This window comes from Pontibacter sp. CAU 1760 (assembly GCF_054482735.1).
Genome location: NZ_JBTLRL010000015.1, coordinates 1 through 14229 on the forward strand (window position 1 = coordinate 1; position 14229 = coordinate 14229).

A 14229-nucleotide genomic window follows, 5' to 3' on the forward strand; every position below is an offset into this window, starting at 1 on the left:
GCCGTCTTTGCCAAAGGTGGGTTTGCCGCTCCTAAACTCTTCCAGGAACTGGCGCTTGATCTTTTCCAGATCCAGCTCGTTTTTCTCTTCCATGTCAACTGTGTTAAAGGTAATACTCCTAATTCTTTGACACAGTTTATTTTACAGCCTCCACATAAAAAATCCTGCCCGTCTTAGACGGGCAGGATTTTTACCTTTTATACCTCAACTAAGGCTATTTCTTCTTCTTAGCTGATTTGTTGATCTCTGTCAAAGCGGCTTCTGCCTGAGGGTTAGCCGGGTCGAGGGTCTTAACTTCCTGCCAGTGCTTCAACGCATTCTGACGCTCACCTTTCAGGTAGTAGTAGTAACCAAGGTATGAGTTAGCCTCAATCAGGTCACGCTTATACTTCTCTTTATCTGCACCAGTTACCTTAATGAACTCCTCATAGTAAGGCTTTGCAAGTCCTTGCTCTGTTTCAGGGTCCTGGCTTGCCTGTGCACGCGCTCTCCAAAGGTGGCCATAAGCATATTCAGGATTAGAAGCCGTTACTTTCCCATAGGTTTCGTCAGCTTTCTTGAAGAATTCGTTAGCGGCCTTTCTGTCATTCGCAGCAGCTTTCTCTTCACCAGCCATCATATAGATGTTACCCATGTAGTAGTAATCAGCATTGCTTGGCTCTACATCCGTGCGCTTGCGTTCGTAAACTTCAATCGCTTTGTCATACTGGTTGTTCTGGGCATAAGCATTAGCCAAGTCAGCATACAGTTCTACGTTCTCAGGATTCATCTCAAGCGACTTCTCCATGTTCTGGATGGCCTTGGCAGGCTGCTTGTTCTTGTTCAGAATACGGCCATAGTACTCGTAGTCCTCTGCAATTAGCTTGCTTGTGTCAGCCTTCTGCATGTATGTCTCAATAGCCTGCAGTGCTTTATCCGGATGACCCAACTCCAGATGAGAATAAGCTCTCAATCGGTTCATGGTCATGTTGTCCGGCTGCGTCTGCAATACTTTCTCCGTCTCCTGTAACGACTGCTCGTAATTCTTGGTCAGGAACAGGAAAGAGGCATACTTCGCACGGGTCTCTGGCGTATCTTCTGCCATGTCCACATACTTCTGGAACGTAGACAATGCTCTGTCATACTGGCCTGCAAAGTAATATAACTCCCCTAAATCGCGGTAAGCAGGAGCGAAGTTCGGGTTGATCTCGATTGCCTTTTTAAAGGCCTCCTCTGCTTCGTTGTAGTTACGGGAACTTGTGAACAGCTGGCCTCTTCTCAGGTAGGCCTTGGCGTATTGCTCGTCCAACTGAATAGCACGGTCGTAAGCAGTCATTGCCTCACCACCGTTCTTTTGCTTCAGGTAAGCATCACCCATTACGAGGTAAGTAACAGGGTTTTTGTTGTCGCGCTCTACCGCTTTCTTCGTATATTCAATTGCCTTAGCAGTGCCCTGCTCACCTTGGTTCAAATAAGCTTCTGCCAGCATTGTCAATACAAATGGATCTTTTGACTTGCTTAGCTTAAGAGCTTTCTCAAAATGCTCATTTGCCTGTGCCTGGTTGCCATTCTCCAGAGCTATTTTACCTAAGCCAACGTAGTTGATGGCAGACTTCTTATTCTGCGCAATGCCCTGGTTAAAGTAATAAGCTGCCGAATCAAGCTTTTGCGTATTCAGGTATATGTTACCTAGAGCAAAATATGCTTCGTCACCCTTTTTTCTATCTCCAAGCTGCTTTTTGTAAATTGATTTGGCTTCTTCAAAACGCTCCAAGTCGACTGCTCTTCTACCAGCATCTCCTGTTTGTGCGAAGGCTGCAGTAGCAGGAAAGGCAGCTGCCATCAAAGCAATATACTTCCATTTATTAGTCATCTGTATTAAAGTTTAGTTGTTTACAAGTTTATTAATGATGCGTACACCAGTTATCTGTTGTTCAGGCCAATTACCCTCACTGGCATTGTGGCAGGCACTAATCCTGATTTCAGGAATATCCGCTGCCCTTGATCTCCGCCTACAAAAGATGCAAATCCTGTGCCAAGTCCTGCCCGGCCCTCTGTGCTGATCACATACACAAAGCGACGCAGGGGGTATGCCTGTTGTGCAATGTAGGCCTGGTAAGGTTGATAATAGCTTTCAGTAGTCACCGGGTTTTCCTCGCTGCTGATGCCCATCACATTCACCCTTTCCAGAAAACCAACCACCGTAGAATCGTTGAAGTCACTGATCCAATTTACCCCAATCACTCCCAACGAATTCTCATTCTTTGCCACATAATCAATCAGGGCTTCGTGCGACTTGGCTGCAAAGGTGTTGGCGGGTAGCTTGCCGGTTGTTATCAGCGAATCTCTTACGTAACGGGCGGTGCTGGAGTTATTGTTATCGAATACAATGGTAATGTCTCCCTGCTTCGTGTCTTTGTTTAAATCCTTCCAGCTTTTCGTTTCCCCGTTAAAAATGCTTTTCAACTGGGCCACCGTAAGGAGCGTATCCGGGTTGTTCGGATTCGTTATCAGTGCCACAGCATCTATCGCTATTTTGGTAGCGCGAGGTATACGTTGGTTTTTCTCTATCCCGGCTACCTCATCTGCGGTTAACTCCCTTGATATGATGATGGTGCGGGTACTGTCGTTTACCAGGTCTTTTACAACTTCACCCTCCGACTTGTAAGTGTCATGCACGTCAGCACGGTCATATATACCCTCAAATGTGTCGACCTGCGATTTTATGATCGGCTGAAAAGACTCATCGACGCTGATATTCACTTCGCCCGAGGTTGGGGTGCTGAGTGTAGATTCGGAGTTGCCATTACAGGCATATAGCAGCGCCAAGCCTGCGACTACCAATAATCCTTGTGCTTTAGTCTTCATATTTATGTCTGTTTCCGCGTGAACTAGTCTTGTATACTCTTATAAAGCGCACCACGCCATACAAGATCAAAATGCCGCCTAACATGTAGCGAACCTCTTTCCCCACGCTAAGGCGCAAGCTTTCTCCGGCAAACATGATGAACAAACCCAATGCCACATAAATCAGCGTCATCAGTAAGCCAAATATGCGGGCAAACTTGCTCATAAATGTTGCCTGGGATTTTTCATCCTGTCTGTCACGGTTTAGCATATGGTCGTTGCTATAGCTTCCTTAAATGTTTAACCCTTAAAAATAAACCTTATGCCTATAAAAAGAAAGCGGTAATACAAAAACTGCTTTCTTTTTATAGGCATCTTCATATTTGTTGCTTATATACGAGTTTGCCTTTACTTGCTGACACGGATTCTATATTTTTTCTGGATATAAGGGATCAAGCGGAATAGTTGTGGGATAGCTCTTCTCAGGCATAGATGCTTGCTAGTCGGAAGAGGAAAAACGTTGTGTCTCTGACTCCCCTGAAAGTGGCTCTGAAGGCTTTTACCTTTGCATTGAAGGATTCGGCCGAGGCATTAGTGCTGCGGTTATTGAAGAAATTGAGGATGTGCTCATAATGATTCTGTACCGACCGGGCCACCGTGCGAAAGGAGTCTATCCCGGAGGCTTCCACTTCATTGTACCAGATGGCCAGGCGCTTGAATGCCTGCTGCTTGCTTTTGCAATGGGTAAAGACCTGGCCCAGCTCCATGGCCAGGTCATAGGCCCTGCCCAGCAGCGGATACCTGTCCAAGAGCATATCGGCTCTTTCCTTTTGGGAGGCGCTCCATCTGCTTCGGTGCTTGAAGAGCAGGTAACGGCTGCGGGCCAGCAGCTGCTTTAACGTGTCCCCGTTAGATAGTACTTCCGCCTCATAACGCTGCCCATGGTAGGCTTCGGGGAGGATGTTCTTCTCCTCCAACTGCAGCTGCAGGCCTGTCGGACCCTGCAGGACATTTGTTAAGTCGAAGTACGCCAGAATACCTTCTGGCAAGAGACAGCTGATAAGAGTGTGGTAAGGATCTTGCAAGGGAAAAGCGTGTGTGGTGAATTATACGCACGCAAAGCTGCTCTTTTTCTCACTGCCCCACAAGTTTTCGGTTTGATCCGATATAAGGTATTGGAGGCTGTGGGTATAAAAAAAGCCCAGTCATTGCTGACTGGGCTTCTTGTTTCTCCTGCGAGTTTTGTTACTTGATTGTGTAACGAACCGGGAGCGTATAGCGAACTGGTACTGCTCTACCGTTCTGCTTACCTGGAGTCCACTTTGGCATTGTTTTCACAACGCGCATAGCTTCTTCGTCAGTACCTCCTCCAAGTGATTTGATCACCTGGATTTCAGATATCTCACCAGTTTTGCTTACCACGAACGAAAGTACAACGATACCTTCAATACCGGCACGCTGTGCTGCGGCAGGGTAGCGGATGTTTTTACCTAAATACTTAAGCATTTCTGTCTCACCACCTGGGAAAGACGGCATCTGCTCTACGTAAGTATAAGGCTTCTCCTCAACTACTTCTGCTACAACTTTACTTGTTCCGTCAAGACCACTCAAATCAGGTGGGGCGTTTTTGTCGCCTTCCACTGTTTTTACACCTGCCTCAACTTCCTTTAGTACTTCTACGTCCGGAATCTCTTCTTCTTCTCTCACCTCGTTGTCACGCTTTACCACTGGTGGAGTATACTTTACAGTAGCCTGCACGGGTGGCGGCGGTGGTGGAAGATCTGGTGGCGGCGGTGGCGGTGGTGGCGGCGTAGCCTCATCAATTGGTGGTGGCGGAGCCAGGTCTACTTCTGTAATAACACGATCCTCTACAATCACTTCTTCTTCACCTTCCAGCATTCTGGCAATCAGCGGGATGCTGACAAACAGAAGAAATAATGCTGTGGCAATGATAGCCGCTTTTGTAATATGGTTGTTATACAGTCTGCGAAGTAGGTAGGCACCGTATGCTTTGTTCCGTCCTTCAAAGACGATGTCATCAAGCGATGCTTTAGCTGCTAAGTTACTGTCCATATTTATTCTGCTAATTTGGGTTCTACTAACTGTTTGTCGTTGTCTGCAATTTCAACAAGGGCAAACTTTTTAGTATCCGTGATTTTCAATTCATCCAAGATGTCTACAACGTTCTTGTAGCGCGACTTTTCCATTGGCTTAATCATCACCGTCATCTTCTCGTTTGATTTCACTTTTGGTGATAACAACACTTTTCGGATGCCGTTGGCTGAGTAGTCTGTCTCTAACAGCTCTGGGTTTTCCGCAGGATCTCCCAAGCCATAGTAATAAAACAGTCTGTCATCTTCGCCAAGGATAATGGTCATCGCATTACTCGCTTTCAGCGCGATCTGCTCCTCTTCGTTCTCAGGCTTCACAGGCATGTTAATCTCCATGGTCTGTGGCTTGCTGAACGTAGTGGTAAGCATGAAGAACGTCAGCAGAAGGAAAGCTAAGTCAACCATCGGTGTCATGTCCAGGTGAACAGACATCTTTTTGGCTCTTTTCTTCCCCCCTTTACCGGAGTCAGCTTTTTCTTGTATTTCTGCCATTGTATCTTTTCTCCTTTCTGATTAGTTAATACTTGGCTTGGCTTCCATGTCCGTAATCAGGTTAAACCTGTTTACTTTCTTCTCCTGAAGGATCTCGATTACACGCTGGATAGTTGCGTAGCTTACGTCGTTGTCACCTTTGATAGCGATTACTACCTGCGGGTTCGTCAAACGTGTCTGCAGTACCCAGTCACCTAATTCGTTAGAAGTAGAATCGATCGGAATACCTGGCTGCTTTACGTCCTTACGTGCGTTTGGCTCCATAGAAAGGTACCCTTTCAGTTGGTTTACCGGTACGCCAAAGTTCGTTAACAGCGAGAATGTTCTTGATTCTTCTTCGTTGAAGCTGATGCCATACTTGCCTGCCATTTTGCTCAGAAGTGCTTCCTTTGTTTGCTGACCATCCACTCCGAAAAACACCCGGTCGTTGTTATCGACTGTAATGGTGATCACGTTGGTTTCAGGCAGTTTTATCTCCGAAACAGAAGAGGGGGTATCTACCACCACCGACTCTTCAGGAGCAAACTTTGTTGTTAGCATAAAGAAAGTAACCAGCAAGAAGGCAAGGTCCACCATTGGCGTCATGTCCAACGAAGGCTTAGTTCTTTTTACTTTTACTTTAGGCATTGTATCTGGTTAAGCGGTTAACTATACAGTTTGAGTTTTCACAGGAGCAGTGTCGTGCTGAGCTGCGAATGTAGAGATGATGCTGAAACCTGCCTCATCAATGCTGTACGTAAGCTCATCGATTTTGCTTGTGAAGTAGTTGTAAGCAACGATCGCCAGGGCAGAACCTGTAATACCAAGTGCCGTGTTGATCAAGGCCTCGGAGATACCGTTTGCAAGACCTACCGCATCCGGAGCACCACCTTGTGCAAGGGCCGCAAATGCCTTAATCATACCAAGTACCGTACCGATCAAACCTACCAGTGTAGAGATGGAAGCGATGGTAGAGATGATTACCAGGTTTTTCTCAAGCATTGGCAGTTCGAGTGAAGTAGACTCTTCGATCTCTTTCTGAATCGCAGCTACTTTCTCAGCCTTCAACAACTCAGGCTCGTTCAGCATTTCCTTGTACTTCAGCAATCCTGATTTTACCACGTTGGCAACAGAACCTTTCTGAGCATCGCAGGCAGCAATAGCGCCGTTGATATCACGCTGGTTCAGTTTAGCAGAAATAGTTCTTACAAATCCAGCTACACTCTTGTTTCCTTTTGCTTTGCTGATTGTCAGGGCACGCTCGATAGAGAAGATGAACACCATCAATACAAGCGACATCAACACTGGTACTACCCATCCACCTTTGTATACGATACCAAGGTAGTTGCCTGGAAGTGGATGGCTGTTTGGATCATTGCCTTCGAAGTTTCCAGGATTACCTAGTACATACATATAGATAAGCACACAAGCTATAATAGCAAGCGGAATCACAATGCTCGCAAATACACTCCCTACTGGGCTGGCCTTTTTTTCTACATCAGCATTCTTGCTTACTACTGCAGTCTTTTTTTCCATTTTTTTAAAAGTTTAAAGTTTAGCTGTTTGTGTTGTAATAATTGTTTTAGTAAATGTAAAATGTAATTCTTTTGTAATTAGTTCTTTGTTGAATTCGCAATTTCTGCTTTTTCTCAAATTTTCAAACTATATCGATCGCTAAATTTTGAAAAAGGGTTAACGATTGATGCTTTAGCTCTCTAAATTAAGCTTTTCTCTTTTAAAATTCCTAATGCTCCCTTGCCTTAGGGACAAAAAAACATAATAGCGGGCTCAATATATTGAAGTCTTAACATTAATGCAACTATGCTCTTTCTCCTGATCAGCACCCATACTATAGCTAGATTAGTCTGGTGTAAGAGGTAAGTCGCTGGCTAGTAGCTGAATACTTTTGTGGTTCAACAATGCCTACTCCCAAAAAGGTTGCATAATTAAGTAATCACTTCCCTGATTAATATAGCTGACCCTCCTTCCGCTCTCCTGCTGGTTTTTAGAAATTCGGGTTAAACTTAATAATAAATGTTTTGAAATGTACGACCTAGTGCTCGCTTTTTGCCTTATTCCAATAAAAGTCCATCTCTGCAAGGGTCATGTCCTGTAATTGCTTCCCGTCTTTGGCGGCTTCGGTTTCTATATACTGAAAACGGTATATAAATTTGATGTTTGTACGTTCCAAAGCCTCTTCAGGGTTTATTCCAATAAAGCGTGCGAAATTGATAAGCGAGAAAAGTAAGTCGCCAAATTCTGCATTTGCCCTCTCCTGATCGATTTGAGCATTCCCGGCAATATTAAACTCAGCCTCGAACTCCCTTAACTCTTCTTGTACTTTCTGCCATACCTGCGTTTTGTCGTCCCAGTCGAAGCCTGCCCCGCGCGCCTTTTCCTGAATACGCATTGCCTTTACCAACGCAGGCAGGGAACTAGGGACACCGCCCAGTACAGATTTGTTGCCTTCCTTTAGCTTGAGCTTCTCCCAGTTCTGCTTTACCTCCTCCTCTGTGTCGGCTTTAGTGTCTCCGTATATATGCGGATGTCGGAAGATGAGCTTGTCGCATTGCGCATTCAATACATCCGCCAAGTCAAATGCTTTCTGCTCCGAGGCAATCTTGGCGTAGAAAACCAGGTGCAGCATTACATCGCCTAGTTCCTTTTTGATCTCAGGCATGTCGGCCTTTAGAATCGCATCCGAAAGTTCGTAAGTCTCTTCTATCGTGAGGTGACGTAAGCTCTCAAGCGTTTGTTTGCGGTCCCAGGGGCACTTTTCGCGCAAATCATCCATCACGTCCAGCAGTCGGTTAAAGGCCTGAAGTTGCTTGCCACGTGGGCTGTCGTCGAAGCTTATCGTGTTCATAACATCAAATATATGAATAAATGCGCAGAGGCTTTCAATTCAGGCGTCTATTCTACATTTAATTTGGTGCCTGGCTCAATCTGGTGGCGCTTTCAAAGTATTGAGAGGCGGAATTCTAATTGTAGAGCAGAATTGTTACTTTTGCGTAAGCAAAAATCTTAAAGAGTGGCTCTAATAAAATCAATTTCAGGTATACGCGGCACCATTGGAGGACAGGCAGGCGCCGGTCTCACGCCCGTAGACATCGTTAAGTTTTCTGCCGCATTTGGCACGTGGGTGCTGCAAACAACCGGTATCAACACTATTATAGTTGGCCGTGACGCGCGCCTTTCTGGCGAGATGGTGAACAAACTTGTATGCGCCACCTTGCAGGGGCTTGGCATCCATGTAATAGATGTGGGGCTCTCCACTACGCCTACCGTGGAAATGGTGGTTCCGGCTAAAAAGGCAGGCGGTGGCATTATCCTGACAGCAAGCCATAACCCTAAGCAGTGGAACGCCCTGAAGCTGCTTAACCAGAAAGGGGAGTTTATCTCTGATGAAGAGGGCAAGCTGGTGTTGGATATTGCGGAGCAGGAAAGCTTTGAGTTCGCGCAGGTGAACGACCTGGGTAAGTATAAACAGACAGACACGGCACTCAAGAAACATATCAAGGCCATCCTGGCGCTTCCATTAGTCGATGTAGAGGCTATCAATGCAAAGAACTTCAGTGTGGTGGTGGATGCCGTGAACTCGAGTGGTGGTTTTGCAGTGCCGATGCTGCTGGAGGCGCTCGGCGTGAAGAAAGTAGAAAAGCTATACTGCGAGCCGGATGGAAACTTCGCTCACAACCCGGAGCCTTTGCCAGAGAACCTGCGCGAAATAGCCCGGGTGATGGAGAAAGGCAAGTTTGACCTGGGCATTGTGGTGGACCCGGATGTGGACCGCCTGGCGTTGGTAAACGAAGACGGCAGCATGTTCGGCGAAGAGTATACCCTGGTGGCGGTGGCCGATTACGTGTTAAAGCACCAGAAAGGCAATACTGTGTCTAACTTGTCGTCTACGCGTGCGCTGCGTGACGTGACCGAGAAAGCCGGAGGCGAGTATTATGCCGCTGCGGTTGGGGAGGTGAACGTGGTGAACATGATGAAAGCCCAAAACGCCGTGATCGGTGGCGAGGGCAATGGCGGCATTATATACCCCGAGTTGCACTATGGTCGCGATGCCCTGGTGGGTATAGCGCTGTTCCTGTCGCACCTGGCAAAATCAGGCAGCAGCATGACACGCCTGCGAGCATCATACCCAAACTACTATATCTCGAAAAACAAGATAGAACTCACGCCTGATGTGGATGTGGACAATGTGCTGAAGCAGATGCAGGAGCGTTATGCCAAGCAGCCTGTTAACACGATTGATGGGGTGAAGATCGAATTCGGGAAAGAGTGGGTGCACCTGCGCAAGTCCAACACCGAGCCAATCATTCGTATTTACGCCGAGTCAGACAGCAATGCCACGGCAGAGCATCTGGCAAATAAAATCATTGCCGACATAAAAGAGGTGATCTCTGTGAAAGCGTAACCGGATGTGTTGTTGCCATACCTTATTCTCTAAGCAATAAAAGTTGCGCCAGGCAGCGACAGGTAACGTCTGCCCCGGGCGCAACTTTTTTTTATACTTCTATAGTTCATCTAACAAAAGAACTGAAACGCTACATTAAGCTTACTCATATGCGTGTTTATTTAGATAATGCCGCCACTACGCCACTCGATAAAGAAGTATTTGATGCCATGGCCCCTTTTATGCTGGAGCATTATGGCAATCCTTCTTCCATTCACTCGCATGGCCGCGAGGTAAGGGCAGCGATCGAGAAGGCCAGACGTACGGTGGCAACGCTGCTGAATACGTCTCCTGCCGAAATTTTCTTTACCTCGGGTGGCACAGAAGCAGACAATACGGCTTTGGTATGCACTTGTCGTTCTTTGGGTATAAAACATGCCATTACCAGCCGACTGGAGCACCATGCGGTACTGCATACCATGGATATGCTGGCGAATGAGGGCGTGCAGGTAAGCTATCTGCGCCACGATGTGCACGGCAACCTGGACCTGGCGCACTTAGAAGAGCTTTTGACCAGTCAGCCACAAACGCTGGTGTCGGTGATGCACGCCAACAATGAGGTTGGTAACCTGAACGATGTGGAGGAGATTGGGCGTATCTGCAAAGCGCATAACGCTATTTTCCATTCGGATACGGTGCAGACAATGGGCCACTACAAGCACGATCTGCAGGCGCTGGGTGCTAACTTCATTGTGGGTTCAGCGCACAAGCTGCACGGGCCGAAGGGGGTTGGTTTCCTGTATGCCGATGCCGGTATAAAAATCAAGCCGCTGATACAGGGTGGGGCACAGGAGCGCAACATGCGTGGCGGTACCGAGAACGTGTACGGCATCATCGGCCTGGCCAAAGCACTGGAAATTGCCTACCGCGACATGGAGGAGCATCAGCGCCATATCCAAAGCCTGAAGGACCGTATGATCCACAAACTGCAAGAGCAGATGGAGGATGTGAGCTTCAACGGCATGTCAGCGAACAGTGGCAAGAGCCTGTACACGGTGTTGAACGTGAGCCTTCCTGCTTCTGACATCAATGAGATGTTGCTCTTTAGCCTGGACATCAACAAAATTTCGGTTTCCGGTGGCAGTGCCTGCAGTAGCGGGGCTAACACGGGTTCGCATGTGCTGCGTGCCCTCAACTGCGACCCGGAGCGTGGCTCTGTGCGCTTTTCCTTCAGCAAGTATAACACGCCGGAGGAAATTGACTTCGCCGCAGAGACATTGGCAAAGCTATACCGGAAAGAGCCCGTTTAGTGGTATAAATCAAACTCATACATGGGCTGCAGCAGAAATGCTGGAGCCAATCCTTTTTAATGCTATTGACAAGACGATGAAAAATATTGGCGTATTCTGCGGCGCTAATTCCGGGCACGGAACAACCTACAGCGAGACTGCCAGAGCATTAGGCAACGAGATGGCCACACGCGGGATCGGGTTGGTGTACGGGGGCGGTAATGTGGGGCTAATGGGCACTATCGCAGATGCGGTGCTGGCAAGAGGTGGTGAGGCCATCGGTGTGATTCCGCAGAGCCTGGTAGACAGGGAAGTGGCGCATACCGGGCTGACAAAGCTATACGTTGTGCAAACTATGCACGAGCGCAAAGCCTTGATGGCCGCCGAGTCAGAGGCTTTTGTGGCAATGCCGGGTGGTTTCGGTACGCTAGACGAAGTAAACGAGATTATCACGTGGAACCAGCTAGGCATTATCCGAAAGCCCGTGGCATTCTTTAATGTGAACGGTTACTACGATAAGTTTCTGGAGATGATTGACCACAGTGTGGCCGAGGGTTTCATCAAACCGGCATTCCGGGATAACTTGGTTGTGGACGATAATGCTGCAAAGTTACTTGATAAGCTGGCTACTCATGCGGATGCCACTTCTGATTACTGGGTGGATTTTAAGCGTATTTAATAAATTGCTGCACGGTTAAATTGTTGGAGAACGGCTGTTAAATGCCCGCCAGCAATTTAACCGTGCAGCAATCAGTGATACCAATCTGTATACAGCTGCTAGTTAATTCTGCAGCACCATTTCCTTCACAGCCTCCACCCATATTGGCTCAGAGTTAAGGCTTTCTACCAACTGCCATTTCTCGCCACCGGCTTCCAGGAACATCTCCTTAAATTCAGAGCCAACCTCAATAGTGGTCTCCAGGCAATCAGCCACAAAGGCAGGGCTGTAAGCCAGCACCTTCTTTATACCCTTCGCAGGCAGTTCCTGCAAAATCACATCCGTGTAAGGCTTCAGCCAAGGGTCTTTGCCCAGTCGTGACTGGAAGGATACCGTGTACTGGTCTTCACGCAGCCCGAGTTCTGCCGCCAAAAGCCTGGAGGTGGCATAGCACGAGGCGCGGTAGCAGTATTTGTTCCGTTTGTTATAGGTGTTGCAGCAGGCGCCCAACTGGCAGTAGCCGTTGTCGCTGCCTTTCAGGATATGGCGCTCCGGCACACCGTGGTAACTGAACACCACGAAGTCATAATCGTCTTTGGCCATATGGCGCTTGCCCATCTCGGCAAAAGCCTTGATAAAGCCCGGATCGTCGCAGAAGCTGGAGATAAAGCTGATGCTCGGGATCACCCACCAGTCTTTCACAAGCTCCATTACTTTGTCCTGCACAGAACCCGTGGAGGCCGAGGCGTACTGCGGGAAGAGCGGCAGCACGATGATGCGCTCCACACTCTGGGCACGCAATTCCTCCAAGGCACTTTTGATGCTCGGGCTTTGGTAGCGCATGCCAAAAGCCACATGGTAGCGGTCGCCTAAGGATTCCTGCAGCTTCTTTTTCAGGTCGATACCGTGGTATAGCAGCGGCGAGCCACGCTCGGTCCACAGTTGCTTGTATATTTTGGCGGACTTAGGGGCTCTGAACGGAGCAATAATGCCGTTGATCAGGGCATAGCGCGCCGGAGCCGGAATGTCAATCACGCGCTTATCCAGGAGGAACTCGCGCAGGTACTTTCTCACGTCAGGGGTATTGGGAGTGTCCGGTGTGCCCAGGTTCACCAATAGCACGCCAATTTTGCCAGTTGCTTTCTTACTCATGTAATCAATAAGTGCGTTTCAGGTGCAAAGATACAAAGTATAATCTGTTGTGGCTGATCAGAAATTTCAATCTTCTGATAGAGAAAACACCACTTGACAAGTAAAGCGACAAGCAACACTTTTGTTTAGTCATTTTTAAGATGCCTGCTTCCTGAGCAGGTATTTCATGATCAGGATTTCAAATTAACATTATCTTGAGACAGGATTTAAGAATGCCGGAGCGCAGCTGGCTTACTTCCCTTGCTCTACTCAGCCTGCTAGCTCTCTCTCATCTTGCTCAGCTGGCATTTCAAATCAGCTCATTCACAATAATTTATACATTCCGCCGCCTTCTCGTAAAAAAGAAGTACTTTTGCAACCTCAAATTTCAAGTGTATGTCCGAAGTAGCACATAAAGCCGGTTTTGTAAGTATCGTGGGTAAGCCTAACGTAGGTAAATCCACGCTGATGAATGCGTTAGTAGGCGAAAAGCTGTCTATCATCACCTCAAAGGCACAAACTACACGGCATCGCATCATGGGTATCCTGAACGGGGATGACTTCCAGATCGTGTATTCAGACACGCCGGGTATCATCAAACCGCAGTATGCCCTCCATGAATCGATGATGAGCTTTGTGCGCACCTCTTTGGAGGACGCCGACGTGATTCTTTTCGTGACGGACATCTATGAAACCCATGACGAGGAAGATGTGATCAAGCGGCTGCAGTATGCGGAGGTACCGGTGCTGCTGCTCATCAACAAAATCGACCAGGCGACGGAGGAAGAGCTGCACCAGAAAGTGGCCTATTGGGAGGAGAAGATGAAGCCAACCGAAATACTGCCAATTTCGGCGCTGCATGGATTTGGGCTGGAGCATCTGTTTGCGCGCCTGCTGCATTATTTGCCTGAGCACCCGGCTTATTTCCCGAAAGATGAACTGACTGACAAGCCGGAGCGTTTCTTCGTGTCGGAGATGATCCGGGAGAAAATTTTCCTTAACTATAAAAAGGAGATTCCATACAGCTGCGAAGTAGTGGTAGAGGAGTTCAAAGAGGAAGAGGAAATTATACGTATCCGGGCGGAGATCAGCGTGGAGCGCCGTAGCCAGAAAGGCATTGTGATTGGCCATAAGGGGGAGGCTTTGAAGAAAGTAGGTACCCAGGCCAGGAAGGATATGGAAGAGTTCTTCCAGAAAAAGATTTTTCTTGATTTGTATGTGCGCGTGAACGAAAACTGGCGAACCGACCAAAAGCTGCTTCGGCGCTTCGGTTACAGCGAGTAAGTAGGCGCACAGCATAAAGCTTCGGAGCAAGGTGCTCCGGGGGCACTTTAACTATTT

14 protein-coding genes are annotated in these 14229 nt (G+C 47.8%); 4 read left to right on the plus strand and 10 right to left on the minus strand.

The genetic code is table 11. The annotated features are described in order from the left end of the window. Positions 1-214: 214 nt before the first annotated feature. The 9 genes from ACXYMU_RS17560 to mazG all read right to left on the minus strand — a co-directional run bounded on the left by ACXYMU_RS17560 (position 215) and on the right by mazG (position 8274). Positions 215-1852 carry a tetratricopeptide repeat protein gene (locus ACXYMU_RS17560; protein WP_458987730.1) on the minus strand — a complete coding sequence of 546 codons (1638 nt, stop codon included), beginning with the start codon at positions 1850-1852 and terminating at the stop codon, positions 215-217. A 50-nt stretch (positions 1853-1902) separates the two neighbouring features. Continuing rightward, positions 1903-2847 carry a PstS family phosphate ABC transporter substrate-binding protein gene (locus tag ACXYMU_RS17565; RefSeq protein ID WP_458987731.1) on the minus strand — a complete coding sequence of 315 codons (945 nt, stop codon included), beginning with the start codon at positions 2845-2847 and terminating at the stop codon, positions 1903-1905. Beyond that, positions 2837-3097, minus strand: coding sequence for a hypothetical protein (locus ACXYMU_RS17570; RefSeq protein ID WP_458987732.1), 261 nt, complete (start codon positions 3095-3097; stop codon positions 2837-2839). Before ACXYMU_RS17570 ends, ACXYMU_RS17565 begins: the two co-directional genes overlap by 11 nt. Before the next feature lie 211 nt (positions 3098-3308). Next, the gene (locus tag ACXYMU_RS17575) at positions 3309-3875 is read right to left on the minus strand and encodes an ISL3 family transposase (RefSeq protein ID WP_458987733.1); all 567 of its coding nucleotides are present in this window, start codon (positions 3873-3875) and stop codon (positions 3309-3311) included. A gap of 196 nt (positions 3876-4071) precedes the next feature. Continuing rightward, positions 4072-4899 (minus strand): energy transducer TonB, encoded by an 828-nt coding sequence (locus tag ACXYMU_RS17580; protein WP_458987734.1) that lies wholly within the window; start codon positions 4897-4899, stop codon positions 4072-4074. A 2-nt stretch (positions 4900-4901) separates the two neighbouring features. Then, positions 4902-5429 carry an ExbD/TolR family protein gene (locus ACXYMU_RS17585; RefSeq protein WP_458987735.1) on the minus strand — a complete coding sequence of 176 codons (528 nt, stop codon included), beginning with the start codon at positions 5427-5429 and terminating at the stop codon, positions 4902-4904. Between the two features lie 21 nt (positions 5430-5450). Next, entirely contained in the window at positions 5451-6056 is a 606-nt protein-coding gene (locus tag ACXYMU_RS17590) for an ExbD/TolR family protein (RefSeq protein ID WP_458987736.1), read from the minus strand. A 21-nt stretch (positions 6057-6077) separates the two neighbouring features. Beyond that, on the minus strand, positions 6078-6944 hold the full coding sequence (locus ACXYMU_RS17595; protein ID WP_458987737.1) for a MotA/TolQ/ExbB proton channel family protein: 867 nt from the start codon (positions 6942-6944) through the stop codon (positions 6078-6080). A gap of 517 nt (positions 6945-7461) precedes the next feature. Beyond that, a complete protein-coding gene (gene mazG / locus ACXYMU_RS17600) occupies positions 7462-8274 on the minus strand; it encodes a nucleoside triphosphate pyrophosphohydrolase (RefSeq protein WP_458987738.1) in 813 nt (270 codons plus the stop codon). A 165-nt stretch (positions 8275-8439) separates the two neighbouring features. On the opposite strand from mazG, the gene glmM reads away from it, so the two are divergent. From glmM to ACXYMU_RS17615, 3 genes are all read left to right on the plus strand, one after another. Next, positions 8440-9831: a phosphoglucosamine mutase gene (gene glmM, locus ACXYMU_RS17605; RefSeq protein ID WP_458987739.1), complete on the plus strand. Its 1392-nt coding sequence runs from the start codon at positions 8440-8442 to the stop codon at positions 9829-9831. Positions 9832-9980: 149 nt separating this feature from the next. Beyond that, complete coding sequence (locus ACXYMU_RS17610) at positions 9981-11120, plus strand: cysteine desulfurase family protein (RefSeq protein ID WP_458987740.1); 1140 nt, start codon at positions 9981-9983, stop codon at positions 11118-11120. Positions 11121-11196: 76 nt separating this feature from the next. Continuing rightward, entirely contained in the window at positions 11197-11778 is a 582-nt protein-coding gene (locus ACXYMU_RS17615) for an LOG family protein (RefSeq protein WP_458987741.1), read from the plus strand. Positions 11779-11880: 102 nt separating this feature from the next. On the opposite strand, the gene hemH is transcribed toward ACXYMU_RS17615, so the two are convergent. After that, positions 11881-12909, minus strand: coding sequence for a ferrochelatase (gene hemH / locus ACXYMU_RS17620; protein WP_458987742.1), 1029 nt, complete (start codon positions 12907-12909; stop codon positions 11881-11883). Between the two features lie 375 nt (positions 12910-13284). On the opposite strand from hemH, the gene era reads away from it, so the two are divergent. After that, entirely contained in the window at positions 13285-14172 is an 888-nt protein-coding gene (gene era, locus ACXYMU_RS17625; protein WP_458987743.1) for a GTPase Era, read from the plus strand. Positions 14173-14229: the final 57 nt, after the last annotated feature.

Bases quoted from the DNA above. Each gene is read 5' to 3' on its own strand.
- ACXYMU_RS17560 (WP_458987730.1), bottom strand. From the start codon at position 1,852: ATGACTAATAAATGGAAGTATATTGCTTTGATGGCAGCTGCCTTTCCT.
- ACXYMU_RS17565 (WP_458987731.1), bottom strand. From the start codon at position 2,847: ATGAAGACTAAAGCACAAGGATTATTGGTAGTCGCAGGCTTGGCGCTG.
- ACXYMU_RS17570 (WP_458987732.1), bottom strand. From the start codon at position 3,097: ATGCTAAACCGTGACAGACAGGATGAAAAATCCCAGGCAACATTTATG.
- ACXYMU_RS17580 (WP_458987734.1), bottom strand. From the start codon at position 4,899: ATGGACAGTAACTTAGCAGCTAAAGCATCGCTTGATGACATCGTCTTT.
- ACXYMU_RS17585 (WP_458987735.1), bottom strand. From the start codon at position 5,429: ATGGCAGAAATACAAGAAAAAGCTGACTCCGGTAAAGGGGGGAAGAAA.
- ACXYMU_RS17590 (WP_458987736.1), bottom strand. From the start codon at position 6,056: ATGCCTAAAGTAAAAGTAAAAAGAACTAAGCCTTCGTTGGACATGACG.
- ACXYMU_RS17595 (WP_458987737.1), bottom strand. From the start codon at position 6,944: ATGGAAAAAAAGACTGCAGTAGTAAGCAAGAATGCTGATGTAGAAAAA.
- mazG (WP_458987738.1), bottom strand. From the start codon at position 8,274: ATGAACACGATAAGCTTCGACGACAGCCCACGTGGCAAGCAACTTCAG.
- ACXYMU_RS17610 (WP_458987740.1), top strand. From the start codon at position 9,981: ATGCGTGTTTATTTAGATAATGCCGCCACTACGCCACTCGATAAAGAA.
- ACXYMU_RS17615 (WP_458987741.1), top strand. From the start codon at position 11,197: ATGAAAAATATTGGCGTATTCTGCGGCGCTAATTCCGGGCACGGAACA.
- hemH (WP_458987742.1), bottom strand. From the start codon at position 12,909: ATGAGTAAGAAAGCAACTGGCAAAATTGGCGTGCTATTGGTGAACCTG.
- era (WP_458987743.1), top strand. From the start codon at position 13,285: ATGTCCGAAGTAGCACATAAAGCCGGTTTTGTAAGTATCGTGGGTAAG.